A 25,762-nucleotide genomic window follows, 5' to 3' on the forward strand; every position below is an offset into this window, starting at 1 on the left:
CTTTGAACTCTGGGACTATTGCTCAGGGTGTTGACGTGGCCAATACAACCAATACGGAAAGTGCCAGGCGACCAACGGTAATAGTGGTGGTACTATGCCCCGCTCGAAGTGACTTAACTTCATCATGGATAAATACGATTCGGCAGCGCATTCCCAACAGAGCCCAGTCAACCGCCATGACCGGTCTTCCCGCAGCGAACCCTCATTGGCTCCATCCGCTATGTACGCCAGCCTCAAGTCACTCATCGCAAGGTCCGTGTCGGGCATTCATGCACGTCGCGTAGTCCTCGCCCTGTGCCTGTGCGCAACGCTGGCCAGTCTATGGGCCTACGTGCAGGACGCGCCGCTGCTGTTATTGATCCTGCTGCTCAACCTCGCCACGCTGGTAGTGGTCGGCTTGCAACAGTGGCGCTCGCGCAAAGCCATCAAGTTTGAGCCCCAGGAACTGGCCGACCGCCTGCTGCAAGTCCAGGAAAACGAACGCCACCGTCTCAGCCGCGAACTGCACGACGATATTGGCCAACTGCTGACCGCCGCCAAATTGCAAAGCGAATGGCTGCAACGCCGCCTGCCCCAAGACCTGCAAAACCATTGCTCGGTGCTGTGCAATACACTCAACGAAACCCTGGCCAAGGTGCGCGACGTGTCCGCTATCCTCAACCCTCGCCAGTTGGCAAGCCTGGGCCTGGAAGCCAGCCTGCGTGCGCACCTGCTCAAGGTCTTGGAGAACACCCAGGTGTGCTGGAGCCTGGAGTGCCAGCAACGGCTGACCGGCATCCCCGAAGAAATGGCCGTGGCGGCCTTTCGCATCACCCAGGAAGCCGTCACCAATATGCTTCGCCATGCTCAGGCGCACAATCTGCTGGTGCGCCTGCAACGCCTGCCCGAAGGCTTGTCGCTGATGATCTGCGATGACGGCCAAGGCTTCTCGCCTGCCACCGACCCCGCCCGGGAAGGCCAACGGGGCATGGCAGGCATGACGGAGCGAACCGATCAGTTGGGGGGCAGCTTGACCGTCAGCAGCCAGCCAGGCAAAGGCACACGCATCGACGCACTTTTCCCCTGGGCGCCCCGCACCCTCAAACGGGCCAGCGCCCCTAAGGTTCTCGAGTGACCTGCACTTTACTTCTGGTCGATGACCACGCATTGATTCGTGCCGGTGTGCGTGCGCTGATCCTGGATATCCCCGGCTACAGTGTGGTCGGCGAGGCCAGCGATGGTGCGCAACTGCTTGAGCAATTCACTGCCCTGCAGCCGGACATCGTGTTACTCGACCTGTCGATGAAACATACCGGCGGCCTGGATGCCTTGCAGCAACTCAAAAATGCCTACCCCAAGTGCAAGGTGCTGATCCTGTCGATGCACACCGACCCCGAGCTGATCATGCGTGCGCTGGAGTCTGGCGCCCATGGCTACCTGCTCAAGGACACTACCGCCAGCGAGCTGGAGCATGCCCTGCTGGCCCTGCGTAACAACGAACGCTACCTGAGCCCCGCCATCGCCCATACGGTGATCAACCAGGCGCTGATCCACAGCCAGGGTCAGAGCGCCCCCGTTGCCCACAGCCACAACCTGACGGCGCGGCAGTTGGAAATCCTGCGCCTGATCGTACGCGGCAAGTCCACCCGGGAAATCGCCCACGGCCTGGGCTTGAGCATCAAGACCGTGGAAGCCCATCGCTCGCAGATCATGAAGCGCCTGCAGATTTTCGACGTGGCGGGCCTGGTGCTATTCGCCGTGCGCGAGCAGATCATCAGCCTGGACGACTAACGGCGATCCCAGCGGCAGGTGCACGCGCAGGGCCTTGGGCAATGCCTCGAAATGCAGGTCATCGCCTTCCAGCGGCTCACCATCGAGGTTGATATACAAGCCTTGCGCGACCTTGATATTGACCCATGGCAGGCGTGCCCGGACGAACATGGTGTCCAGGCCCCAGCCGTTGTTCATCAACTCACGCAGCGTACCGACCACCTCCTGGGGGGCCGGCAGGATGCTGACGTCGAGCAATCCATCATCGGCCAATGCGCCGGGGCACAGGACATGCCCGCCACCGGCCTGACGCCCGTTGCCGATACCCAGTGCGAGCAGCTCGCCCTTCCAGTGGAAATCCGGGCCTTCCAGCTCCCCGTAGGCGGCCTTCAATTCACTGAAGCGCGATAAACCGGTGAACAGGTAGGCGGCACCGCCGAGGACTTTCTTCAGGTCTTCGGAGGTGTTGGCGGTGACCTGGCTGCCGAAACCACCGGTGGCCATGTTCAGGAAGATCTGCCCGCCCACCTGGCCAAGGTCGATAGCCCTGGGTTGAACGTCAAGCAAGGCCAATGCGCCAGCCGGTTCCAACGGCACGCCGGCGGCCTTGGCGAAGTCATTGGCGGTGCCCAGGGGCATCAGCACCAGGCTGGCATCGGTCTTGGCCAGCGCCATGGCCTCGGCCACATCGCGCAGGGTGCCGTCGCCGCCACCGGCGATGATATGGGTATACCCGCCATCCAGTGCTTCGTTGACCAGGCGCTGGGCATCACCACCTTCCCAGGTCACTCGCACCGCCAGTTCCCAACCCTGCTCACGTCGGGCCAGCACGGCGGCACGCACGTCCTCGTTCAGGGCTTGTTTGCCATGGAGGATCAACAGGGCTTTGGGGGTGGTCATTTGGGGGTATCTCCTGGGTCAGGGTGCTTGAAGGATGTTGACCCTTGGGGAACAGGAAAAGTCTGTGGCTGGAGAAAATTGACTGATGTATGGCGATCAAAAGGTGGGAGGTGGCATGCCCTAATGCCAGTCAGTTAAACGTACATCGCCCTCTGTAGGAGCGAGCTTGCTCGCGAGAAACGTTAACGATAACGCGTGCTTCCTGAATCAATGCGGCGCCTATGAGTTTTTCGCGAGCAAGCTCGCTCCTACAAAAAGCCTTAAATGACTGGCATTAGGGCAAGCCCCCTCCCACTTTGAACCCAGCAAGCCCAGCCCCCATCAGCTCTTGTGCAACTTACTCATCAACTGCGCCTCAGCCTGGGTCAACCCGCAGGACTGCGTCAGCTCATCCACGGTCGCGCCCATGCCCACCAGCTTGGCGGCCTGGGCAAACGACAGGTTCGAAGGATCGCGCTGCTCCAACTGCACCAACTTATCCGGCAATGGCGCAAGAATCGCGCGCAGCTCATGCACTTCATCCCCGACCCGCACGGCACTTTGCTGAAAGTGGTCGACCCGCTTGACCAGCTCCAGGATGCGCCGGTCGCGCACCGCATCGCGTTCGGCCTGTTGCAGGGCCAACTCCCGTTGCTGGCGTACATAGCGCAGCACAAACGCCAAGGTCCCGGCCCACAACAGGGCCAGGACAATCACCGCTGCCTCAAGGAACAATCAGATGCTCTCCAGTTCCGACCATTCTTCTTCGCTCATCATCTTGTCCAGCTCAACCAGAATCAACAGTTCGTTGTTCTTGTTGCACACGCCCTGGATGAACTTGGCCGACTCTTCGTTACCGACGTTCGGCGCGGTTTCCACTTCCGATTGGCGCAGGTAGACCACTTCGGCCACGCTGTCGACCATGATCCCGACCACTTGCTTGTCGGCTTCGATAATCACAATGCGCGTATTATCGCTGACTTCGACCGTGTCCAGGCCGAAGCGCTGGCGGGTGTCGATCACGGTCACCACGTTGCCGCGCAGGTTGATGATGCCCAGCACGTAGCTTGGCGCACCCGGCACTGGCGCGATTTCGGTATAGCGCAGCACTTCCTGCACACGCATGACGTTGATGCCGTAGGTTTCGTTGTCCAGTTTGAAGGTAACCCATTGCAGGATCGGATCATCCAAACCTTGTGCGGACGCTGACTTGTTCATCTCTCTGACCCCTTCAAGTGCCGTTCGACACGGCGTATAGGCTGCTCTGACCGCACTCGCGCGCGGACCTTATTGTTCAATCAACTGCGTTTGTTCTGTGGCATCGCCTTGACCGCTCCGCTGGCGATCAACTCGGCCAGTTCAGCGACATCCAGCAAGGCGCACATGTGTTCGATCACGGTGCCCGCCAACCATGGCCGCTGGCCGCGATGGCTGCGCCATTTGATTTCATTCGGGTCCAGGCGCAGCGAGCGGCTGACTTGATGCACCGCCAGCCCCCACTCGTAGCCCTGCACCGAGATCACGTATTGCAAACCCTGGCGGAAGTCGTCGCGGTAGCGGTCGGGCATGACCCAGCGCGCGGTATCCAGCACCTTGAGGTTGCCGGCCTGGCTGGGCAGGATGCCGAGGAACCACTCCGGCTGGCCGAACAGCGGCGTCAGTTCGTGGCCTTCCAACGAATAGATCGAGCCCAGGCACACCAGCGGCACCGCCAGGGTCAACCCGGCGACATCGAACAGCAGGCACTCGAACGGCTCGGCAGCCCATGCAGGGCGACCATCGCCGGTCATCGGCGGCGGCGTGATGCTCGGCGGCAAGTGCACTTCAACCAATGGCTCGGCCATCACGGGCGGAACCGGGTCTGGCGTGACCGGCACCACCACAGGTGCAGCCTCGGCAAGTGCATCGCGGGCCTGCTCCTCGAGCACCGCCAGCTGGAATTCATCCAGCGTGCCGGGGGGTTCGACAGCAGGTTCCAGCACCAGAATCGGCTCCGGCAGCTCTTCCTCGGTCGCATCCTGCAGCAAGGCATCCAAGTAGGATTGCAGTGCCAGTTGCGGCCGGGTCTTGAGGTCGACGGGACGGTTCATCACGCCACCTGCGCCACAAGCTGCTGCGACAGCAGATGCTTGAGCAACGCACGGTAAGCCAGCACCCCACGGCTCTTGCCGTCGAACTGCGATGGCGTGAGCCCGGCGCGGCTGGCGTCACGCAGGCGTGTGTCCACGGGGATATAGCCGTTCCAGATCGTCTCCGGGTACGCATCACGCAATACCCGCAGGGTGCCGAGGGACGCCTGGGTACGACGGTCGAACAACGTGGGCACAATGCTGAATGGCAGCGCCTGCTTGCGCGAGCGGTTGATCATCGCCAGGGTGCTCACCATGCGTTCCAGGCCCTTGACCGCCAAGTGTTCGGTCTGCACCGGAATCACCAGTTGCTGGCTGGCCGCCAAGGCGTTGACCATCAGCACGCCAAGCAAAGGCGGGCTGTCGATGATTGCGTAGTCGAACTCCTGCCACAGCTGCGCCAGGGTCTTGGCGATCACCAGGCCCAGGCCACTTTGCCCCGGCGACTGGCGCTCGAGGGTGGCCAGGGCGGTGCTCGACGGCAACAGCGAAATGCTGTCGTTGCTGGTGGGCAGTAACAGTTGCCCAGGCAAATCCGCCGCCACGCTGCCCTTGTGCAGGAACAGGTCATAGCAGCTGTGTTCCAGCGCATCCGGGTCATAGCCGAAATAGCTGGTCATGGAACCGTGGGGGTCCAGGTCGACCACGACCACACGCTTGCCCGCCTCGGCCAGCAAGCCGGCTAAGGCGATGGAAGTGGTGGTCTTGCCGACCCCACCCTTTTGATTGGCAACTGCCCAGACTCTCATTCGGTTGGTTCCTCCCGGTGGGCATAGGCGCGACCGAGACATTGCATAAGGTTATTGAGCCGGCGACGGAGAATTGACGTTACTCGATCTGACCGGCGACTTGACTACGGGCGGTGCAGTTTGTGTGCCAGCACGCTTCAACGCCGCATCCGGGGTTGCATTGGCGGTGCCGGTGCCGGTCAGGCTGCGGCGTACATCCAGGTTGCGCGACACCACCAGCACTACCCGGCGATTGCGTGCACGACCTTCCACCGTGGCGTTATTGGCCACCGGCTGGAATTCACCATAGCCCACCGACGCCAGGCGCTGGGGGTTGACCCCCTGCATGGCCAGCATGCGCACGATGCTCGACGCTCGGGCGGATGACAGCTCCCAGTTGGTCGGGTACTGCGCGGTGCTGATGGGAAAATTGTCGGTGAAGCCTTCCACGTGGATCGGGTTTTCAAACGGTTTGAGAATCGACGCCACCTTGTCGATGATGGTAAACGCCTGGTCGCTTGGCAGCGCATCGGCGCTGGCGAACAACAGGCTGGAGTTCAGCTCGATCTCCACCCACAGCTCGTTGCCGCGTACGGTCATCTGGTTGGAGCTGATCAAGTCGCCAAACGCGGCGCTGATGTCATCGGCGATGCTTTTGAGCGGATCACTGGTGCCACCGACGCCGGCGGCGGTTTCATCGCTGTCGTTGACCAGTGGCTTGGCCGGCGTCACAGTCTTGGGCCGCTCGTCGCCAATGGGAATCGGCTTGAGGGCACGTTCGGTATCGTTGAACACGCCCACCAGCGCCTGGGAAATGATCTTGTATTTGCCTTCGTTGACCGACGAGATGGAGTACATCACCACGAAAAACGCGAACAGCAAGGTGATGAAGTCCGCGTAGGACACCAGCCAGCGTTCATGGTTGACGTGTTCCTCAGGCTCGCGACGGCGACGGCTCACAGGCAGTTACCTCCACACACCGACCCCACTGTAGGAGAGAGCTTGCTCGCGAAGAACGTCAATAAAAACGCAGGCATTCTGGATGCACGCGGCGCTCTCAGGTTATTCGCGAGCAAGCTCGCTCCTACGGGGATATGGGTGTTCATGTGCATCAATCCATGAAGCCCTGGAGCTTCAATTCGATGGAGCGCGGGTTCTCGCCCTCGGCGATCGACAGGATGCCTTCAAGCAGCATCTCGCGATAACGCGACTGGCGCATGGCAATCGACTTGAGTTTGCTGGCCACCGGCAGCAGCACCAGGTTGGCACTGGCCACGCCATAGATGGTGGCGACAAACGCCACGGCGATGCCGCTGCCCAGCTGCGAGGGGTCGGCCAGGTTTCCCATCACGTGGATCAGGCCCATCACCGCACCGATGATGCCGATGGTCGGCGCGTAGCCGCCCATGCTTTCAAAGACTTTGGCGGCGTTGATATCACGGCTTTCCTGGGTGTAGAAATCCACCTCGAGAATGCTGCGGATCGCTTCGGGCTCGGCGCCGTCTACCAGCAATTGCAGGCCTTTGCGTGCGTAGTTGTCCGGCTCGGCATCAGCCACGCCTTCCAGGCCCAGCAGGCCTTCCTTGCGTGCGGTGAGGCTCCAGTTGACCACGCGGTCGATGCCGCCTGGCAGGTCGACCCGTGGCGGGAAAATGATCCAAACCAAAATCTGCATGGCACGCTTGAACGAGCTCAGCGGCGACTGCAACAGTGCCGCGCCCACGGTGCCGCCGATCACGATCAGCGCCGCCGGGCCATTGGCCAAGGCGCCAAGGTGGCCGCCTTCCAGGTAGTTGCCGCCAATGATGGCGACAAACGCCATGGTGATGCCGATCAGGCTCAAGACATCCATCAGAGGCAGGCCTCCACCAGATGCTTGCCGATGTCGTCCAGGCTATAGACCGCGTCGGCCAGGTCAGCCTTGACGATGGCCATCGGCATGCCATAGATCACGCAACTGGCCTCGTCCTGGGCCCAGATGGTACTGCCACCCTGCTTGAGCAGGCGTGCGCCTTCACGGCCGTCGGCGCCCATGCCGGTAAGCACCACCGCCAGAACTTTGTCGCCGTAGGACTTGGCCGCCGAACCGAAGGTGATATCCACGCACGGTTTGTAGTTCAGGCGCTCGTCGCCCGGCAGGATCTTGATCGCGCCACGGCCATCCACCATCATCTGCTTGCCACCCGGGGCCAGCAGCGCCAGGCCAGGGCGCAGGATGTCACCATCCTCGGCTTCCTTGACGGTGATGCGGCACAACTTGTCCAGGCGCTCGGCAAATGCCTTGGTGAACGCGGCGGGCATGTGCTGCACCAGTACGATCGGCGCCGGGAAGTTGGCCGGCAATTGCGTCAACACCCGCTGCAAGGCCACCGGGCCGCCGGTGGAGGTGCCGATGGCGACCAGTTTGTATGCCTTGCGCTTGGGCGCTGGCGAATGGGCGCTCGGTGCCGCTGCGGTACGTACCGGCGCCACCGCAGGCCGAGCCACGGGCGCAGGCGCCGGGCGTGCAAACGACGAACTCGGCGCAGGCGCTGCGGGTGCAGGTGCAGGTGCAGGTGCGCTGAACAGGCTGCGACGGTTGCTGCGGGAAATGCTGTGCACCTTCTCGCACAGCATCTGCTTGACCTTCTCGGGGTTGCGCGAGATGTCTTCGAAATTCTTCGGCAGGAAGTCCACCGCGCCGGCATCCAGTGCGTCGAGGGTCACTCGCGCGCCTTCGTGAGTCAGCGAGGAAAACATCAATACCGGGGTGGGGCAGCGCTGCATGATATGACGTACGGCCGTGATGCCATCCATCATCGGCATCTCGTAGTCCATGGTGATCACGTCCGGCTTCAAGGCAATAGCTTGATCGATCGCCTCTTTGCCGTTGGTGGCCGTGCCGACCACCTGGATTGTTGGATCGGCGGAAAGAATTTCCGAGACGCGGCGGCGGAAGAAACCCGAATCGTCCACCACCAGGACCTTGACTGCCATAAACACTCCGTTAGGCGGGGCAGGCGTGACCGCCCTGCCCCACCAGAATCAAATACGCCGTGCGGCGTAACGCTTGAGCATGCTCGGAACATCGAGAATCAGCGCGATGCGACCGTCACCGGTGATGGTGGCGCCCGACATGCCCGGGGTTCCCTGCAGCATCTTGCCCAAAGGCTTGATCACCACTTCTTCCTGGCCCACCAGCTGGTCGACCACAAAGCCGATGCGCTGGGTGCCCACGGACAGAATCACCACATGGCCTTCGCGCTGTTCTTCATGGGCAGCCGAAGCCACCAGCCAGCGCTTGAGGTAGAACAGCGGCAGCGCCTTGTCGCGCACGATCACCACTTCCTGGCCGTCCACCACGTTGGTGCGCGACAGGTCGAGGTGGAAGATCTCGTTGACGTTGACCAGCGGAAAAGCGAACGCCTGGTTGCCCAGCATCACCATCAGGGTCGGCATGATCGCCAGGGTCAACGGCACCTTGATGACGATCTTGGAACCCTGGCCCTTGGTCGAGTAGATATTGATCGAGCCGTTGAGCTGGCTGATCTTGGTCTTCACCACGTCCATGCCCACGCCACGGCCGGACACGTCGGAGATCTCGGTCTTGGTCGAGAAACCCGGGGCGAAGATCAGGTTGTAGCACTCGGTGTCGGTCAAGCGGTCGGCGGCGTCCTTGTCCATCACGCCGCGCTTGACGGCGATGCCCCGCAGGATATTCGGGTCCATGCCTTTGCCGTCATCGGTGATCGACAGCAGGATATGATCGCCTTCCTGCTCCGCCGCCAGGATCACCTTGCCGTTACGGGACTTGCCCGAGGCTTCGCGTTCTTCCGGGGTTTCGATGCCATGGTCGACGGCGTTGCGCACCAAGTGGACCAGCGGGTCGGCCAGGGCCTCGACCAGGTTCTTGTCGAGGTCGGTTTCTTCGCCCACCAGTTCCAGGTTGATTTCTTTCTTGAGCTGGCGTGCCAGGTCGCGGACCAGGCGCGGGAAACGGCCGAAGACTTTCTTGATCGGCTGCATCCGTGTCTTCATCACGGCGGTCTGCAAGTCAGCGGTGACCACATCGAGGTTCGACACGGCCTTCTGCATGGCTTCGTCGCCGCTGTTCAGACCCAGGCGCACCAGGCGGTTACGCACCAGCACCAGTTCGCCGACCATGTTCATGATGTCGTCCAGGCGCGCGGTGTCGACGCGCACGGTGGTTTCGGCTTCACTGGCGGGCTTTTCCGCCGCCGCCGGTGCCGCTGCGCGCGCAGGTGCCGGGGCGGCCGCTGGGGCCGGGGCTGGCTTGGCGACCGGCGCGGCAGCTTTGGCGGCGACCGGTGCGGCGGCGACCGCAGCCGCGGCAGCCGGGGCTACCTCGGTGAACTTGCCTTTGCCATGCAACTCGTCCAGCAAGGCTTCGAACTCGTGATCGGAGATCAGTCCGTCGCCGGCCGGTGCGGCGCTGCTGGCCGCTGGAGCCGCTGGAGCCGTTGGAGCTGCGGCAGCAGTGGCGGCGACTTCCGGCAGGGCTTCGGCTGCAAACGTGCCCTTGCCATGCAGTTGGTCGAGCAGTGCCTCGAATTCATCGTCGGTAATGTCGGTGCTGGCACTGGCAACCGGCGCTTCTGGCGCAGCGGGTGCCACGGCATCGGCGGCGAACTGGCCTTTGCCATGCAACTGGTCGAGCAGGGATTCGAATTCTGCGTCGGTAATGTCTTCGCTGGTCGGCGTGGCGACAGGCGCCGCCGGGGCTTCGGCTTCGGCCTTGACCGCATTGAGCGAATCGAGCAGCTGTTCGAACTCGCTGTCGGTCACGTCCGCCTCGGCTTGCGCCACAGGTTCCGGCTCAGCTTGTGCTACCGGCGCAGCCGCAGCCGGTTCTGCCAGGCGCGCCAGGGCCGCCAGCAGTTCCGGAGTGGCCGCAGTGATCGGCGCACGTTCGCGCACTTCGCTGAACATGCCGTTGACCGCATCCAGTGCTTCGAGAATCACGTCCATCAGTTCCGAGTCGACCTGCCGCTCACCCTTGCGCAGGATGTCGAACACGTTCTCGGCGATGTGACAGCACTCCACCAGCTCATGGAGCTGGAGGAAGCCGGCGCCCCCTTTTACAGTGTGAAAACCGCGAAAAATTGCATTGAGCAGGTTCGCATCATCCGGTCGGCTTTCCAGCTCGACCAGTTGCTCGGACAGTTGCTCTAGAATTTCGCCGGCCTCTACAAGGAAATCCTGAAGGATTTCTTCATCGGCGCCGAAGCTCATGGGTGTGCTCCTTAGAAGCCTAAACTGGATAACAGGTCATCTACGTCATCCTGACCTGACATAACGTCTTCACGTTTATCGGCATGAATCTGCGGACCTTCACCCTTGGCGAGATGTTTTTGTGGATCTTTTTCCGAGAGGATCGCTTCACGGTCATGCTCGATGCCGGCAAAACGGTCGACCTGGCCGGCCATCAGCACCAATTTGAGCAAGTTGCTTTCCACTTCGGTGACCAACTGGGTCACGCGCTTGATCACCTGGCCGGTGAGGTCCTGGTAATCCTGGGCGAGCAGGATGTCGTTGAGGTTGCTGGCCACCGTGCGGTTTTCCTGCTCGCTGCGCGACAGGAAACCTTCGACCCGACGGGCCAATTCCCGAAACTCTTCAGCCCCCACTTCGCGGCGCATGAAGCGGCCCCAGTCAACGCTCAAGGCCTGGGCTTCGCTGGCCATGCCATTGACCAACGGCGTGGCGTTTTCCACCAGGTCCATGGTGCGGTTGGCCGCCGCCTCGGTCAGCCTGACCACATAGGACAGGCGTTCGGTGGCGTCGGTGATTTGCGAAATCTCTTCGGCCTGGGGCATGCGCGGGTCAATCTGGAAATTGACGATCGCACTGTGCAGCTCGCGTGTGAGCTTGCCCACTTCCTGATACAGGCCGCGATCACGGGTCTGGTTAAGCTCATGGATCAACTGCACCGCATCGGCGAACTGGCCTTTTTCCAGGCTGTCGACCAAGCGGTGAGCATGTTTTTTCAGGGTCGACTCGAAGTCGGCCTGCGATGATTCGTTATGCTCCATAGCTCCCCCGTGGCAGCATCAATGACCGATGCGTTCGAAGATTTTTTCAATCTTCTCTTTCAAAGCCAGTGCAGTGAATGGCTTGACCACGTAACCGTTGACCCCGGCTTGGGCGGCTTCGATGATCTGTTCACGCTTGGCTTCAGCGGTCACCATCAACACAGGCAGGCTGCGCAGTTTTTCATCGGCACGTACATGGCGCAGCAGATCGATACCGGTCATGCCCGGCATGTTCCAGTCGGTTACCAGAAAATCGATGCTGCCGCTGTTGAGGATCGGAATCGCCGTGATGCCGTCATCCGCCTCGACCGTGTTGGTGAACCCAAGGTCACGCAACAGGTTTTTTATGATCCGCCGCATCGTTGAGAAGTCATCAACGATGAGGATTTTCATGTTCTTGTCCAATTCGACCTCCAAGCAGTCTTAAACGCGCCCAGCACCTGGACGCGCCATTTCAATCAACAGGCGTTACACAAAAAGGACTGCCGGGGGCACCACGGGCCAAACCCGCGAAGGCCTATCACCTTCGCGGTATCGCGTTGCAGTGTCCCCACACTGCCTGTCAGCGCGCGCGCCACTCTCCCAACCGCCCCCGCAAGCGGGCCGCGCACTGGCTGTGCAACTGGCTGACACGCGACTCACTGACCCCCAGGACCTCACCGATTTCCTTGAGGTTCAGCTCTTCGTCGTAGTACAGCGCCAGCACCAGCCGCTCACGTTCCGGCAAGTTGGCAATCGCATCGGCCAGCGCGCCCTGGAAACGTTCGTCTTCCAGGTCGCGCGAAGGCTCCATGTGCGTACTCGCGCCGTCCTCGTGCAGCCCTTCGTGTTCGCCGTCCTGCAAGAGGTCGTCGAAACTGAACAGGCGGCTGCCCAAGGTATCGTTCAAAATCCCGTAATAATCGTCGAGACTCAATTGGAGTTCGGCCGCAACTTCATGATCTTTAGCGTCACGACCGGTTTTTGCTTCAATTGCACGAATTGCATCACTGACCATGCGCGTATTGCGGTGTACCGAACGCGGCGCCCAATCCCCTTTACGCACTTCATCGAGCATCGCGCCACGGATGCGGATGCCCGCATACGTCTCGAAACTCGCACCCTTGCTCGCGTCGTATTTGGTCGACACTTCGAGCAGGCCGATCATGCCAGCCTGGATCAGGTCCTCGACCTGCACACTGGCCGGCAGGCGCGCCAACAAGTGATAGGCAATGCGCTTGACCAGGGGCGCGTAACGCTCGATCAGTTCGCCCTGGCTGTCACGTGCCGACTTTTTGTAAAGGTTGTAGCCGCTGGATGTCATAGCACCGGTCCTGCGCTCGTCTGATGCACCAAACGCTCGACGAAAAATTCCAGATGCCCCCGGGGGTTGGCGGGCAACGGCCAGGTATCGACCTTCTGGGCAATGGCCTTGAACGCCAGTGCGCACTTGGAACGAGGGAACGCTTCGTAGACCGCACGCTGCTTTTGCACGGCCTTGCGCACACACTCGTCATAGGGAACTGCGCCGACGTATTGTAAAGCCACATCGAGGAAGCGGTCCGTGACCTTGGTCAACTTGGCGAACAGGTTGCGCCCTTCCTGCGGGCTTTGGGCCATGTTGGCCAGCACGCGGAAGCGGTTCATGCCGTAGTCACGATTAAGCAGTTTGATCAACGCGTAGGCGTCGGTGATCGAAGTGGGTTCGTCGCACACCACCAGCAGCACTTCTTGCGCGGCGCGCACAAAACTGACCACCGACTCGCCGATCCCGGCGGCAGTGTCGATCACCAGCACGTCGAGGTTGTCGCCGATATCGCTGAAAGCCTGGATCAGCCCGGCATGCTGCGCGGGGCTCAGGTGCACCATGCTCTGGGTGCCCGAGGCCGCCGGCACGATGCGGATGCCACCGGGGCCCTGGAGCAGCACATCGCGCAGCTCACAGCGGCCCTCGATCACATCGGCAAGGGTGTGTTTGGGTGTCAGCCCCAGCAGAACGTCCACGTTCGCCAAGCCCAGGTCAGCATCCAGCAGCATGACGCGACGGCCAAGCTCTGCCAGGGCCAGGGACAAATTCACTGACACGTTAGTTTTGCCGACGCCACCTTTGCCGCCGGTCACCGCGATCACCTGTACGGGATGCATGCTGCCCATTTTATTTCTTTACCTTGTCTTGCTTAGACGCAGGCTACATGGCTTGGCCGCGTGAATCGCTTGCAGACCATCGATGTAGGTACATTTCACGGTGTTCATCCTGCCTTAACCGACCCGTTTAGCCGGGTGGTGGTAAAGGTCGGCGAACATATCGGCCATCGCTTCCTCGCTAGGCTCTTCTTGCATTTGCACACTTACGGCACGGCTGACCAACTGATGACGGCGCGGCAGATGCAGATCATCCGGGATCCGCGGCCCGTCGGTCAGGTAGGCGACCGGTAATTCATGGCTGATGGCCAGGCTCAACACTTCGCCCAGGCTCGCAGTTTCATCGAGCTTGGTGAGGATGCAACCGGCCAGGCCGCAACGCTTGTAACTGTGATAAGCAGCGGTAAGAACCTGTTTCTGGCTGGTGGTTGCAAGCACCAGGTAATTTTTCGACTTGATGCCACGCCCGGCCAGGCTTTCGAGTTGCATGCGCAGCGCCGGGTCGCTGGCTTGCAGGCCGGCGGTATCAATCAGCACCACGCGCTTGCGCAGCAGCGGGTCGAGGGCATTGGCCAGGGACTGGCCCGGGTCGACGTGGGTCACAGGCACATTGAGGATGCGCCCCAGGGTCTTGAGCTGCTCCTGGGCGCCGATGCGGTAGCTGTCCATGCTCACCAGGGCGATATTCTGTGCGCCGTACTTGAGCACATACCGGGCGGCCAGCTTGGCCAGGGTGGTGGTCTTGCCCATGCCGGCGGGGCCGACCATGGCAATCACACCGCCCTCTTCCAGAGGTTCGATTTCCGGCGTCGCGATCATGCGTGCCAAGTGCGCCAGCAGCATGCGCCAGGCCTGGCGGGGTTCTTCGACTTCGGCGGTCAAAGCCAGCAAATCGCGGGACAACGGGCCGGACAGGCCGATGCGTTGCAGGCGACGCCAGAGGTTGGCCTGTTGCGGCTTGCTGCCCTGCAGTTGCGTCCAGGCCAGCGAGCCCAGCTGCACTTCGAGCAATTCGCGCAGACCGTTGAGTTCAAAGCGCATCGAGTCGAACACACGTTGGTCGACAGCGGCGGCCGGGGCTGGCGCAGCTGGACGCGGTGGCTCGACGAACGTCGGTTCTACCAGCGGCTCGGCGGCCGTCAACGGCAGGCCGGCGAACAATTGGCGATTGGTGCTGGCGTCGCTGTCGCCACGCATGCTCAGTTCAGCCTGGGCCGACACAATGCGCGAGGCAGTCTTGCGCAGCTCGTCTTCGAGTTCCATGTTCGGCACACGCGGGGCCAGGGCCTGGGGCGTGTAATCCAGCGCAGCCGTCAGCTCGACACCGCCGGCAATCCGACGGTTACCGATAATCGCGGCGTCGGCGCCCAGCTCATCACGGACCAGTTTCATGGCCTGACGCATATCGGCGGCGAAAAAACGCTTAACTTGCATAACCCACTACCTCAGCCATTGGGCCCTACTGTCGCGACGATAGTCACTTGCTTATTGTCAGGAATTTCCTGGTAAGCCAACACGTGCAAATTCGGTACAGCCAGGCGTCCAAACCGCGACAACATCGCCCGAACAGGACCGGCCACCAAAAGAATGACCGGGTTGCCCTGCATTTCCTGGCGCTGCGCGGCGTCGATCAACGAACGCTGCAGCTTTTCAGCCATGCTCGGCTCCAGCAAAACACCTTCTTCCTGGCCCTGACCGGCCTTCTGAATACTATTGAGCAATATTTGTTCCAACCTTGGCTCCAAGGTGATAACAGGCAGCTCGGACTCAATGCCTACAATGCTTTGCACGATTGCACGGGACAATCCGACGCGCACCGCCGCCACCAGCGCGGCAGTATCTTGACTCTTGGCGGCATTGTTGGCGATGGCCTCGGCAATGCTGCGAATGTCGCGCACCGGCACCTGTTCGGCCAGCAGCGCCTGCAATACCTTGAGCAATTGCGACAGCGTCAGCACGCCCGGCACCAGCTCTTCGGCCAGTTTCGGCGACGACTTGGCCAGCAAGCCCATCAATTGCTGGACTTCCTCATGGCCGATCAGCTCGTGGGAGTGCTTGTAGAGAATCTGGTTGAGGTGGGTGGCGACCACCGTACTGGCATCGACCACGGTGTAACCCAGGGACTGCGCCTGGCTGCGCTGGCTGACTTCGATCCACACCGCTTCAAGGCCAAAAGCCGGATCTTTGGCGGTGATGCCGTTGAGGGTACCGAACACCTGGCCGGGGTTGATCGCCAGTTCGCGGTCCGGGTAGATCTCGGCTTCGGCCAGGATCACCCCCATCAGGGTCAGGCGGTAGGCACTGGGGGCCAGGTCTAGGTTGTCGCGGATATGCACGGTGGGCATCAAAAAGCCCAGGTCCTGGGACAGCTTCTTGCGCACGCCCTTGATCCGCGCCAGCAATTGCCCGCCTTGGTTGCGGTCCACCAACGGGATCAGGCGGTAGCCGACTTCCAGGCCGATCATGTCGATCGGGGTCACGTCATCCCAGCCCAACTCCTTGGTTTCTTGGGCGCGGGCCGGGGATGGCAGCAGCTCCTGCTGGCGTGCAACCTCCTGCAGGGCCTGGACCTTGACCTGGTTCTGCTTTTTCCAGAACAGGTAAGCACCGCCACCGGCCAAGGCGGCCATGGTCAGGAACGACACGTGGGGCATGCCCGGCACGATGCCCATGATCGCCATGATGCCCGCCGCCACGGCCAGGGCCTTGGGAGACGCGAACATCTGCCGGCTGATCTGCTTGCCCATGTCTTCGGAGCCCGAAGCACGGGTCACCATGATGGCCGCCGCTGTGGATAACAACAGTGATGGCAATTGCGCCACTAAACCGTCACCGATGGTCAGCAAGGCGTAGACCTTGCCGGCATCGCCGAAGGTCATGCCGTGCTGGAAGATGCCGACTGCAATACCGCCGATCAGGTTGATAAACAGAATCAACAGGCCGGCGATGGCGTCACCGCGCACAAATTTGCTCGCACCGTCCATGGAGCCGTAGAACTCGGCTTCCTGAGCCACTTCCAGGCGGCGGGTCTTGGCTTGGTTCTGGTCGATCAGGCCGGCATTGAGGTCGGCGTCGATGGCCATCTGCTTGCCGGGCATCGCATCGAGGGTAAAGCGTGCGCTCACCTCGGAAATCCGCCCGGCGCCCTTGGTCACCACCACGAAGTTGATGATCATCAGGATCGCGAACACCACGATACCGACCACGTAGTTACCGCCGATCACCACCTCACCGAAGGCCTGGATCACCTTACCGGCGGCGGCGTGGCCGTCCTGGCCGTGGAGCATCACCACCCGCGTCGACGCCACGTTCAGCGCCAGGCGCAGCAGGGTCGCAATCAGCAGGATAGTGGGGAATACCGCGAAATCCAGCGGCCGCAGCGCATACACGCAGACCAACAGGACCACGACGGACAGGGCGATGTTGAAGGTAAAGAACACATCGAGCAGGAACGGCGGCATCGGCAACATCATCATTGCCAGCATCACCAGCAACAACAACGGCACCCCCAGATTGCCCCGCGACAGGTCAGTCAGGGTGCCACGGGCCGTGTTGAGCATTTGAGAGCGATCTACCACCGGTATTCCTCGTGTCCTTGAAGCAAAGTTTTGACGCTGGAAGGCGACTTGAAGGCGGTATTGCAAGAAGCCTTCCAACTTTGCTTTTGGGCCCGGAGAACCTCGCAAACACCCCAGGTCACCGGGTGTAAATCAATCCAAATGTGGGAGGGGCGGTGCTATCGAGGAAATTTCTGACAAGGATTCGGGGTTGCCCCTAGAAAACCGGCTCTTTAGTCTCCGTACACCGCTGCAAACGCAGTGTTCGGGCACTGATCGTTCCCACACAGGAGCGCGGGAACGATCAATCAGGCTTTCAAAGGACTCTTACCTCCGTGGCCACAGGGCCTTTTGTGCCCTCCACTAATTCAAAGCTCACTTTCTGCCCCTCACGCAAAGTTTCGTTCTTGTTTTGCAACTCCCTCGAACGCACATAAACATCCTTCCCCCCACCATTCGGGGCTATAAAACCAAACCCCTTCTCCGCGTTAAACCACTTCACAGTACCCTCGCTCATTACCGTTCTCCTCACATCTATCGACTTGCTCAGATAAAGTGCTGCCTACCCATGACACCGTGAGAAGAGACTGCTGACTACTGTCAAACCTGACAGGTTGCTGATGATTCCGATGATCGGCGTAGGCGTAACGCGCTCGACAATCAACTGAACTTATCTGAGTTGAAATCAGCCCCCCTCCCACATTTGAGCTGTGGACAGCCAGTGCTACCGAGGAAATTTCTGACAAGGATTTGGGGTTGCCCCTAGGAAACCGGCTCTTTAGTCTCCGTACACCGCTGCAAACGCAGCGGACGGGCGTCGCGGCCCGGTTTACCAATGCGCAGAAGCGTCATTGTCCGCTTTCAGTCAGCGATTTTTTGTCGTCTACTGTGCGGCCTTATGGTGGCTGTGCGCGGGATACCTTCGGGTATGCCGGGTTCCTTGGTAACCGGTCCGCGAACCTGCGCACAGCTGCCACCCTCCATCGCGTCGCGGCGATCTGTGGCAGCTCCACCTTTACCGAGGAACTTCACAATGATCAAACCCACCCCAAATCCCCCCATCCGGCTGTTTACCGTAGCCGACGGCATCAGCAGCGAAGACCTGCTGGTCAACCTCAGTGAAACACTCGCTTCGGCCAATGCCCTGAGCTGCGACCTGGCATTTGACCTGGAAGGCCCTAAACGAGAGGAGTTGCTCGGCGTTGCGCAGTTGATCGAACTGGCGCAATTACTGGCTGATCGCGTGCACGCTGGCGCAGAACCGGCGAGCGCCGCAAGCAGCGGATAACACGGCTGAAAATGTGGGAAGGCTTACCTCCTATTGCTGCGTGTCAGGCAATAAACCACTGATGACAAATTCTGATCGCCGCCGTCAAACCAATCATTCCCGCGCGCGAGCGTGGGAATGACTTGAATACCGATTGATTTTTGATTGACAGTTAATGCTTAACTCACGCGTTGAAGATTTACCGCAGAGTCCTTTTCCGAAACCCCCTTTTCGAGATCGTATTGCACCTTTTGCCCTTCCGAAAGCTCTCCCAAACCCGAATTCTTAACTGCTGAAACATGAACAAAAACTTCCGCTCCACCGTTGTCCGGAGTGATAAATCCAAACCCTTTAGTTGCGTTGTAGAACTTGACCGTGCCCATTGCCATGATGGCTCCCCTCGACTCATTCCATAGCCGCACATCCGCGTGCGACATCACAACCTTATCTAACCGTAAAAGCATGGGCTGGACTACTGTCAAAGTTGACAGTGGGTTAATGATTCCAGTAACCGGATACGGCAGCCTGGACGGCAATCCCGCCCCTAAAATTTGGACATGTGTACAACGGGCACCGATGAAATATCCGACAAGGATTCGGGGTCGTCCCTAGGAAACTCGCTCTCTAGTACACCGCTGCAAACGCGGGGTGGGGCGTTTGTTGGCAGAGCGGGTGTTGGATGACAGCACCGTCAACCGAGGCCGGGCCGGGTAAACCCTAACCGCCCCCCCACACTGATCGTTTCCACGCGGGAGCGTGGGAACGATCAAGGCCCCTGCCACATTTGAGCCTTTAAAGAGGTCGTATATTCACGGCCTGAGGACCTTTTGGTCCTTGCGTTATATCAAACTCAACTTTTTGGTTTTCTTGCAAGCTTTTGTATCCAGCCGTCGCAATTGCCGAGTAATGGGCAAAAATATCCGCCCCTCCATCATCCCGGGTAATAAAACCAAAGCCCTTCTCCACGTTAAACCACTTCACAGTACCCGTTGCCATTGCCCTTCTCCTTACACCTATAGACCCGCCCTGGCTGCTCGCGCTGACGGGAAGCGCATAAACGCCCTTAGGTTTATTGATCATCTGAAACATTATCTGCTCACCAATCGATAGCGCAGCCCAATGCCAATCGCTCCAATCGACGAATACGCATTCTTCCTCATCATCCAACGCAATCAACCACTCTCCCCGGGCCAACTCATAGGATTTGACAGTACCTGTAGCCAGCTTCAATACCGCTCTCCCCCTGCATCCGGTTTACTACATGCGCGAAGTGCTTGTGATCTGTACTAAACAACGGCACGCGCCCTTTGGCTACTGTCAAAGTTGACAGGTAGACGTGAGCAGCCGATGGGTGCTAAAGCCGTCGAATCATGTATCCAGTGATTTTTTCCGCTTGCGGGGTTTTCGTCGCTTGGGCGCGGCGGGCGGAACTTCAGCGTTCTTAGCGCCTTTGGACTCAACAGCAACCTCATTGCCATCACGGTCTCGGGCAATAAAGCCAATGCCCTTGACCGCATCGAACCACCTGACCGTGCCCTTATCCACCTGTACCTCCCGAGGCGCGCATGGCTGCGCGCCCCATCGCTGTATCAAACAGTGAAGGCGGCGTCATGGCTACTGTCAAAGTTGACAGGTAATGGGCACCCTCCTGTAAGAGCGAGCTTGCTCGCGAAGGTGGGTAACGATAACGCGGGAATCAGGATGAACGCGACGGCCCTGAGTTTTTCGCGAGCAAGCTCGCTCCTACAGAGGCAGGCATAAAAGCGCGTTTTCAGGAATCGCGACGTAAATCCGGCGGGATTGGCAGGTCTTTGAGCGGATCCGGGCGCTTGCCCTTGCCGGCGCGGTATTGGCGGATCTGGTAGACGTACGCGAGCACCTGGGCCACCGCCAGGTACAACCCGGCCGGGATTTCCTGGTCGAGGTCGGTGGAGTAGAAGATCGACCGCGCCAGCGCCGGGGATTCCAGCAGCAGGATGTCGTTGGCCACGGCGATTTCGCGGATTTTCAGCGCGGTAAAGTCGCTGCCCTTGGCCAGCAACATCGGCGCGCCGCCCTTCTCGGGGTCGTACTTGAGGGCCACGGCGTAGTGGGTCGGGTTGGTGATGATCACATCGGCGTCGGGCACCGAGGCCATCATCTTGCGCTGGGACATTTCCCGCTGCAGTTGGCGGATGCGTTGCTTGACCTCGGGGCGGCCTTCCTGGTCCTTGTGTTCGTCGCGCACTTCCTGCTTGGTCATCAGCAGTTTCTTGTGGCTTTCCCACAGCTGGATCGGCGCATCCACCGCGGCGATGAGGATCAGCCCCAAGGCCATCCACAGGGAACTCCAGCCCACTACTTGCACGCTATGGATGATCGCGGATTCGAGCGGCTCATGGGCGATGCGCTGCAAGTCATCGATGTCGGACGACAGGACGGCCAGGGCCACGAACAGAATCAGGATGAACTTGGCCAGGGCCTTGAGCAGCTCCACCAGGGCCTTGGCGGAAAACATGCGCTTGAGCCCGGCGCCGGGGTTCATGCGGCTGAATTTGGGCGCCATGCTGCCAGCGGCGAACAACCAGCCGCCGAGTGCCACCGGGCCGATCAACGCGGCGAGCAACAGGGTGATCAGGATCGGTTGCACCGCCAGGATCGCGATCTGGCCCGAATGCAGCAGGTACTGGCCCATGGCCCCGGGGCTGAGCAATACCTCACGGGGCAGGCTGAAGTTGTGCTTCATCAATTCCATCAGGTCCAGCGCCAGGCCACCGCCATAGATCAGCAAGGCACCGGCGCCGGCCATCATGGTGGCGAAGGTATTCAGCTCTTTGGAGCGTGCAATCTCGCCCTTTTCCCTGGAGTCCTTTTTACGTTTCTCCGTGGGGTCTTCTGTCTTGTCCTGACCACTCTCGCTCTCGGCCATGGCTCAGCGCGCCCGTGCCAGATCACGTAAGAACTGCAAGGCATCGGTGGCCAGCGGTTGATACTGATTGAGAATGTCAGCCAGGCCGATCCAGAAAATCCCCATGCCCAACACCAGGGTCAAGGGGAAACCGATCGAAAAGATGTTCAGTTGCGGCGCCGCACGGGTCATCACGCCAAACGCAATGTTAACCACCAACAGCGCGGTGATCGCCGGCAGCACCAGCAGCAGCGAGGCGCCCAGCACCCAGCTGAGGCGTCCCACCAGCTCCCAGAAATGATTGACCACCAGCCCCGAGCCCACCGGCAAGGTGGTAAAACTCTCGGTGAGCACTTCGAATGCTACCAAATGGCCGTTCATGGCCAGGAACAGCAAGGTCACCAGCATGGTCAGGAATTGCCCGATCACCGCCACCGACACACCGTTGGTGGGGTCGACCATCGAAGCGAAGCCCATACCCATCTGGATCGAGATGATTTGCCCGGCGATTACAAACGCCTGGAAGAACAGCGTGAGTGAGAACCCCAGGATCACCCCGATCAGTATTTGTTCGGCAATCAGCAACAGCGCACTCAGGTCCAGCGCGTTCACCGGCGGCATCGGCGGCAAACCGGGCACGATCACCACGGTAATGGCGACAGCGAAATACAGCCGCACACGCTGCGGCACCAGGGTAGTACCGAACACCGGCATGCTCATCAACAGCGCCGCCACGCGAAACAGCGGCAGGATGAACGAAGCCACCCAGGTGCTGATCTGGGTGTCGGTGAGAGCCAGCAAGGACTGCATCAGGTCAGCCGATCAACTGCGGAATACTGCCGTACAGCTGCAGGATGTATTCCATGAAGGTTTGCACCAGCCAAGGGCCGGCGACGATGAGGGTGACGAGCATCACCAGCAGGCGCGGCAGGAAGCTCAAGGTCTGTTCGTTGATCTGGGTCGCGGCCTGGAACATCGCCACCAACAGGCCGACCAGCAGGCTGGGCACCACCAGCACGGCGACCATCATGGTGGTCAGCCACAGCGCTTCACGGAACAGGTCGACGGCGACTTCTGGGGTCATGCTGCTTCACCTAACAAATCACACGCCTCCGAAACTGCCGGCCAGGGTGCCGATAATCAGCGCCCAGCCGTCCACCAGCACAAACAACATGATCTTGAACGGCAGCGAGATGATCAACGGCGACAGCATCATCATACCCATGGCCATCAGCACGCTCGCCACCACCAGGTCGATGATCAGGAACGGGATAAAGATCATGAAACCGATCTGGAACGCAGTCTTCAACTCAGAGGTGACGAACGCCGGCACCAGGATAGTCAGCGGTGCCTGATCCGGGGTGGCGATGTCGGTGCGCTTGGACAGGCGCATGAACAGCTCAAGGTCGCTGGAGCGGGTTTGCGACAGCATGAAGTCCTTGATCGGGCCCTGTGCCTTGTCGATCGCATCCTGGGCGTTGAGCTTTTCCGCGAGGTAAGGTTGCAGGGCTTGCTGGTTCACCTTGTCGAACACCGGCGCCATGATGAACAGCGTCAGGAACAAGGCCATGCCGGTGAGGATCTGGTTCGACGGCGTCTGTTGCAGGCCCAGGGCCTGGCGCAGGATCGAGAAGACGATGATGATCCGCGTGAAGCTGGTCATCAGCATGACAAACGCCGGGATAAAACTCAGCGCGGTCATGATCAGCAGGATCTGCAGACTGACCGAATACTCCTGGGCACCGGCCGCGTTGGTGCCCAGGGTGATCGCCGGGATCGACAACGGGTCGGCCCCCAGGGCCATCGGCGCGGCCAGCAACAGCATGAGCGTCAAGAAAACGCGCATTACTTCTTATCCTTCTGATCCTTGCCCAGCAACTCCATCAGGCGCTGGGCGAATTCTGGCGTGGCGGCCTCGGTCTTGGCCGCGTCCACCGGTGTCTTGAGTACGTGCAGCGGGGTGATGCGGCCGGGAGTGATGCCGAGCAGGATCTGCTCCTCGCCGACCTGCACCAGCACCAGGCGATCCCGTGGGCCGAGGGCGCGCGAGCCTACCAGCTCGATGACCTGGGCATTGCCCGGGCCGATGCCCTGCACGCGGCGCATCAGCCAGGCCAGCACGAATATCAAGCCGACCACCAGCAACAGGCCCAGCACCAGCTGGGTCAATTGCCCGCCGACGCCGCTGCCGACCACCGGCGCCGCAGCCGCCTGGGCAACCGGCTCCGCCGCCAGGGCGCTCAATGGCAGCGCCAGCAACAGTCCCGCCATCGAATACTTCATCTCAGCGCAACTTCTTGATGCGTTCGCTCGGGCTGATCACGTCCGTCAGGCGAATGCCGAACTTCTCGTTGACCACCACCACTTCGCCGTGGGCGATCAGGGTGCCGTTGACCAGCACGTCCAGGGGCTCACCGGCCAGGCGGTCCAGCTCGATCACCGAGCCTTGGTTGAGTTGCAGCAGGTTGCGGATGTTGATTTCGGTGCTGCCCACTTCCATGGAGATCGATACCGGGATGTCGAGGATCACATCCAGGTTCGGACCATCGAGGGTCACCGGCTCATTGTTCTTCGGCACGCTGCCGAATTCTTCCATCGCCAGGCGATTGCCAGCCGGTGCGGTGGCGGCGTCGGCGGCCAGCAGCGCGTCGATGTCGTCCTGGCCGACATCGCCGGTTTCTTCCAGGGCCGCAGCCCACTCGTCAGCCAGGGCCTGGTCTTCGGCGGAAGTGTTTTCGTGTTCGGTAGCCATTACATGTCCTCGGCGAAGCAAACATTCATAAATAGGGGGGCATCAGCGGCGGGTGATCGGCTCGACCACCTGCAGCGCCAGGTTGCCCTTGTGGGAACCGAGCTTGACCTTGAACGACGGCACGCCGTTGGCACGCATGATCAGTTCTTCCGGCAACTCGACGGGGATGATGTCCCCCGGTTGCATGTGCAAAATATCCCGCAGGCGCAACTGGCGACGAGCCACGGTGGCGCTCAGGGGCACGTCGACGTCCAGCAGGTCTTCGCGCAGGGCCTTGACCCAGCGCTCGTCCTGGTCGTCGAGGTCGGACTGGAAGCCGGCGTCGAGCATCTCGCGCACTGGCTCGATCATCGAGTACGGCATGGTCACGTGCAGGTCGCCGCCACCACCATCGAGCTCAATGTGGAAGGTCGACACCACAATCGCCTCGCTGGGGCCGACGATGTTAGCCATGGCCGGGTTCACTTCCGAGTTGATGTACTCGAAATTGACTTCCATGATCGCCTGCCAGGCTTCCTTCAAGTCGATGAAGGCTTGTTCCAGCACCATGCGCACTACACGCAGTTCGGTGGGGGTGAACTCACGCCCTTCGATCTTGGCGTGACGGCCGTCGCCACCGAAGAAGTTGTCCACCAGCTTGAACACCAGCTTGGCGTCGAGGATGAACAGTGCGGTGCCGCGCAACGGCTTGATCTTGACCAGGTTGAGGCTGGTGGGCACGTACAGCGAGTGCACGTATTCACCGAACTTCATCACTTGCACGCCGCCCACCGCCACGTCCGCCGAACGGCGCAGCATGTTGAACATGCTGATGCGGGTATAGCGGGCAAAGCGTTCGTTGATCATTTCCAGGGTCGGCATGCGTCCACGGACGATGCGATCCTGGCTGGTCAGGTCGTAACTTTTGACGCTGCCGGGTTCGGCAGCCATTTCGGTCTGTACCAGACCATCGTCCACGCCGTGCAACAGCGCGTCGATTTCATCCTGGGACAGCAGGTCCTGCACGGCCATGTCGTGATCCTACTGCAATACGAAGTTAGTGAAGAGCGCCTGCTCGACCACGACTTTGCCGAGTTCTTTCTGGGCCACTTCCTGCACGCTTGCAGTGACCTTCTGACGCAGCATTTCCTGGCCGACCGGGGTGGCGAGACTGTCGAAGGCCTGGCCGGAGAACAGCATCACCAGGTTGTTACGGATCACCGGCATATGCACCTTGAGGGCATCCAGGTCCGCCTGGTTGCGCGCCAGCAAGGTGATACTCACCTGCAGGTAGCGCTGACGACCGTTGACGTTGTAATTGGCAACAAACGCTGGAAGCATCTGTTCGAAGATTGCCGGTTGCTTGACGTTGGTGGCGGTTTCAGCGGCGGGCACCGGCTTGCTTGCACTGCTGTGCATGATGTACCAGGTGCCGCCAATCGAGGCGCCGATGGCCAGGAGCAGGCCCAGCACAATCAGCAGGATCAGCTTGAGCTTGCCTTTGCCTGCTGCGGGGGGAGTTGCTGCGTCGTCGCTCTTCGCCATGCCAATAATCCGTCACTATTCGGGGATTCATAGATCTACGGGAAGGCAAGAGCAAGTGTTATGCCAGAGTTGTCTGGCAATACGGGAAGAACCAACACCACGAAACAAATGTGGGAGGGGGCTTGCTCCCGATAGCG

The 25,762-nt window shown here is 60.6% G+C and carries 30 protein-coding genes; 3 read left to right on the forward strand and 27 right to left on the reverse strand.

The genetic code is table 11. The annotated features are described in order from the left end of the window. The first annotated feature begins 220 nt into the window (after positions 1 to 220). Both KVH01_RS13015 and KVH01_RS13020 read left to right on the forward strand, forming a co-directional pair. On the forward strand, positions 221 to 1,114 hold the full coding sequence (locus KVH01_RS13015) for a sensor histidine kinase (RefSeq protein WP_217881780.1): 894 nt from the start codon (positions 221 to 223) through the stop codon (positions 1,112 to 1,114). Next, on the forward strand, positions 1,111 to 1,770 hold the full coding sequence (locus tag KVH01_RS13020) for a response regulator (protein ID WP_217881721.1): 660 nt from the start codon (positions 1,111 to 1,113) through the stop codon (positions 1,768 to 1,770). Before KVH01_RS13015 ends, KVH01_RS13020 begins: the two co-directional genes overlap by 4 nt. Here KVH01_RS13020 and yegS read toward each other — a convergent pair. The 16 genes from yegS to KVH01_RS13100 form a co-directional block, all read right to left on the reverse strand. Next, positions 1,729 to 2,649: a lipid kinase YegS gene (gene yegS, locus KVH01_RS13025; RefSeq protein ID WP_124378865.1), complete on the reverse strand. Its 921-nt coding sequence runs from the start codon at positions 2,647 to 2,649 to the stop codon at positions 1,729 to 1,731. The two genes, KVH01_RS13020 and yegS, sit on opposite strands and share 42 nt — an antisense overlap. Before the next feature lie 321 nt (positions 2,650 to 2,970). Beyond that, on the reverse strand, positions 2,971 to 3,363 hold the full coding sequence (locus tag KVH01_RS13030; RefSeq protein ID WP_046071807.1) for a DUF2802 domain-containing protein: 393 nt from the start codon (positions 3,361 to 3,363) through the stop codon (positions 2,971 to 2,973). Continuing rightward, entirely contained in the window at positions 3,364 to 3,846 is a 483-nt protein-coding gene (locus tag KVH01_RS13035) for a chemotaxis protein CheW (RefSeq protein WP_005790025.1), read from the reverse strand. Between the two features lie 80 nt (positions 3,847 to 3,926). Further along, entirely contained in the window at positions 3,927 to 4,718 is a 792-nt protein-coding gene (locus tag KVH01_RS13040) for a CheW domain-containing protein (protein ID WP_217881722.1), read from the reverse strand. Next, positions 4,718 to 5,506 (reverse strand): ParA family protein, encoded by a 789-nt coding sequence (locus KVH01_RS13045; protein ID WP_124378868.1) that lies wholly within the window; start codon positions 5,504 to 5,506, stop codon positions 4,718 to 4,720. The genes KVH01_RS13040 and KVH01_RS13045 overlap by 1 nt, the downstream gene beginning before the upstream one ends. A gap of 51 nt (positions 5,507 to 5,557) precedes the next feature. Further along, positions 5,558 to 6,445 (reverse strand): flagellar motor protein MotD, encoded by an 888-nt coding sequence (gene motD / locus KVH01_RS13050; protein WP_124412812.1) that lies wholly within the window; start codon positions 6,443 to 6,445, stop codon positions 5,558 to 5,560. A gap of 151 nt (positions 6,446 to 6,596) precedes the next feature. Then, the gene (locus KVH01_RS13055) at positions 6,597 to 7,337 is read right to left on the reverse strand and encodes a flagellar motor protein (RefSeq protein WP_043051091.1); all 741 of its coding nucleotides are present in this window, start codon (positions 7,335 to 7,337) and stop codon (positions 6,597 to 6,599) included. Next, positions 7,337 to 8,461 (reverse strand): protein-glutamate methylesterase/protein-glutamine glutaminase, encoded by a 1,125-nt coding sequence (locus KVH01_RS13060; RefSeq protein ID WP_217881723.1) that lies wholly within the window; start codon positions 8,459 to 8,461, stop codon positions 7,337 to 7,339. Before KVH01_RS13060 ends, KVH01_RS13055 begins: the two co-directional genes overlap by 1 nt. 48 nt (positions 8,462 to 8,509) lie before the next feature. Next, complete coding sequence (locus tag KVH01_RS13065; protein ID WP_217881724.1) at positions 8,510 to 10,717, reverse strand: chemotaxis protein CheA; 2,208 nt, start codon at positions 10,715 to 10,717, stop codon at positions 8,510 to 8,512. Positions 10,718 to 10,728: 11 nt separating this feature from the next. Beyond that, positions 10,729 to 11,517, reverse strand: a complete 789-nt coding sequence (locus tag KVH01_RS13070; RefSeq protein WP_043049702.1) for a protein phosphatase CheZ — start codon at positions 11,515 to 11,517, stop codon at positions 10,729 to 10,731. A gap of 18 nt (positions 11,518 to 11,535) precedes the next feature. Continuing rightward, the gene (locus KVH01_RS13075; protein WP_005790040.1) at positions 11,536 to 11,910 is read right to left on the reverse strand and encodes a chemotaxis response regulator CheY; all 375 of its coding nucleotides are present in this window, start codon (positions 11,908 to 11,910) and stop codon (positions 11,536 to 11,538) included. A gap of 169 nt (positions 11,911 to 12,079) precedes the next feature. After that, complete coding sequence (gene fliA / locus KVH01_RS13080) at positions 12,080 to 12,820, reverse strand: RNA polymerase sigma factor FliA (protein ID WP_043049701.1); 741 nt, start codon at positions 12,818 to 12,820, stop codon at positions 12,080 to 12,082. Further along, positions 12,817 to 13,650 (reverse strand): flagellar synthesis regulator FleN, encoded by an 834-nt coding sequence (fleN, locus tag KVH01_RS13085; RefSeq protein WP_003192912.1) that lies wholly within the window; start codon positions 13,648 to 13,650, stop codon positions 12,817 to 12,819. Before fleN ends, fliA begins: the two co-directional genes overlap by 4 nt. A gap of 105 nt (positions 13,651 to 13,755) precedes the next feature. Further along, on the reverse strand, positions 13,756 to 15,072 hold the full coding sequence (gene flhF, locus KVH01_RS13090; RefSeq protein WP_005790047.1) for a flagellar biosynthesis protein FlhF: 1,317 nt from the start codon (positions 15,070 to 15,072) through the stop codon (positions 13,756 to 13,758). An 11-nt stretch (positions 15,073 to 15,083) separates the two neighbouring features. Beyond that, positions 15,084 to 17,198 (reverse strand): flagellar biosynthesis protein FlhA, encoded by a 2,115-nt coding sequence (flhA, locus tag KVH01_RS13095; protein ID WP_043049699.1) that lies wholly within the window; start codon positions 17,196 to 17,198, stop codon positions 15,084 to 15,086. Positions 17,199 to 17,511: 313 nt separating this feature from the next. Then, positions 17,512 to 17,712 (reverse strand): cold-shock protein, encoded by a 201-nt coding sequence (locus tag KVH01_RS13100; protein ID WP_217881725.1) that lies wholly within the window; start codon positions 17,710 to 17,712, stop codon positions 17,512 to 17,514. 516 nt (positions 17,713 to 18,228) lie between these two features. Between KVH01_RS13100 and KVH01_RS13105 the strand changes: the two genes are divergently transcribed. After that, positions 18,229 to 18,483: a DUF6124 family protein gene (locus tag KVH01_RS13105; RefSeq protein ID WP_043049696.1), complete on the forward strand. Its 255-nt coding sequence runs from the start codon at positions 18,229 to 18,231 to the stop codon at positions 18,481 to 18,483. A 158-nt stretch (positions 18,484 to 18,641) separates the two neighbouring features. Here the strand turns inward: KVH01_RS13105 and KVH01_RS13110 are convergent, their stop codons facing one another. From KVH01_RS13110 to fliL, 11 genes are all read right to left on the reverse strand, one after another. After that, positions 18,642 to 18,851, reverse strand: a complete 210-nt coding sequence (locus tag KVH01_RS13110; protein ID WP_217881726.1) for a cold-shock protein — start codon at positions 18,849 to 18,851, stop codon at positions 18,642 to 18,644. Positions 18,852 to 19,254: 403 nt separating this feature from the next. Next, positions 19,255 to 19,458, reverse strand: coding sequence for a cold-shock protein (locus KVH01_RS13115; RefSeq protein WP_217881781.1), 204 nt, complete (start codon positions 19,456 to 19,458; stop codon positions 19,255 to 19,257). Between the two features lie 372 nt (positions 19,459 to 19,830). Beyond that, positions 19,831 to 20,007, reverse strand: a complete 177-nt coding sequence (locus tag KVH01_RS13120; RefSeq protein ID WP_124421754.1) for a cold-shock protein — start codon at positions 20,005 to 20,007, stop codon at positions 19,831 to 19,833. A 226-nt stretch (positions 20,008 to 20,233) separates the two neighbouring features. Then, positions 20,234 to 21,370 carry a flagellar biosynthesis protein FlhB gene (gene flhB / locus KVH01_RS13125; RefSeq protein WP_043049695.1) on the reverse strand — a complete coding sequence of 379 codons (1,137 nt, stop codon included), beginning with the start codon at positions 21,368 to 21,370 and terminating at the stop codon, positions 20,234 to 20,236. Between the two features lie 3 nt (positions 21,371 to 21,373). Further along, entirely contained in the window at positions 21,374 to 22,159 is a 786-nt protein-coding gene (fliR, locus tag KVH01_RS13130; protein WP_217881727.1) for a flagellar biosynthetic protein FliR, read from the reverse strand. A gap of 4 nt (positions 22,160 to 22,163) precedes the next feature. Then, on the reverse strand, positions 22,164 to 22,433 hold the full coding sequence (gene fliQ / locus KVH01_RS13135; RefSeq protein WP_003175300.1) for a flagellar biosynthesis protein FliQ: 270 nt from the start codon (positions 22,431 to 22,433) through the stop codon (positions 22,164 to 22,166). A gap of 18 nt (positions 22,434 to 22,451) precedes the next feature. Beyond that, positions 22,452 to 23,195, reverse strand: coding sequence for a flagellar type III secretion system pore protein FliP (gene fliP, locus KVH01_RS13140; protein WP_043049693.1), 744 nt, complete (start codon positions 23,193 to 23,195; stop codon positions 22,452 to 22,454). Continuing rightward, positions 23,195 to 23,632 (reverse strand): flagellar biosynthetic protein FliO, encoded by a 438-nt coding sequence (gene fliO / locus KVH01_RS13145; RefSeq protein ID WP_043049692.1) that lies wholly within the window; start codon positions 23,630 to 23,632, stop codon positions 23,195 to 23,197. The genes fliP and fliO overlap by 1 nt, the downstream gene beginning before the upstream one ends. 1 nt (position 23,633) lies before the next feature. Beyond that, positions 23,634 to 24,101 carry a flagellar motor switch protein FliN gene (fliN, locus tag KVH01_RS13150; RefSeq protein WP_043049691.1) on the reverse strand — a complete coding sequence of 156 codons (468 nt, stop codon included), beginning with the start codon at positions 24,099 to 24,101 and terminating at the stop codon, positions 23,634 to 23,636. 42 nt (positions 24,102 to 24,143) lie between these two features. Then, complete coding sequence (gene fliM, locus KVH01_RS13155) at positions 24,144 to 25,112, reverse strand: flagellar motor switch protein FliM (RefSeq protein ID WP_043049690.1); 969 nt, start codon at positions 25,110 to 25,112, stop codon at positions 24,144 to 24,146. A gap of 9 nt (positions 25,113 to 25,121) precedes the next feature. Then, the gene (fliL, locus tag KVH01_RS13160; RefSeq protein WP_043049689.1) at positions 25,122 to 25,625 is read right to left on the reverse strand and encodes a flagellar basal body-associated protein FliL; all 504 of its coding nucleotides are present in this window, start codon (positions 25,623 to 25,625) and stop codon (positions 25,122 to 25,124) included. Positions 25,626 to 25,762 lie beyond the last annotated feature (137 nt).

The sequence above is a fragment of the Pseudomonas khavaziana genome (assembly GCF_019145205.1).
GTDB lineage: Bacteria > Pseudomonadota > Gammaproteobacteria > Pseudomonadales > Pseudomonadaceae > Aquipseudomonas > Aquipseudomonas khavaziana.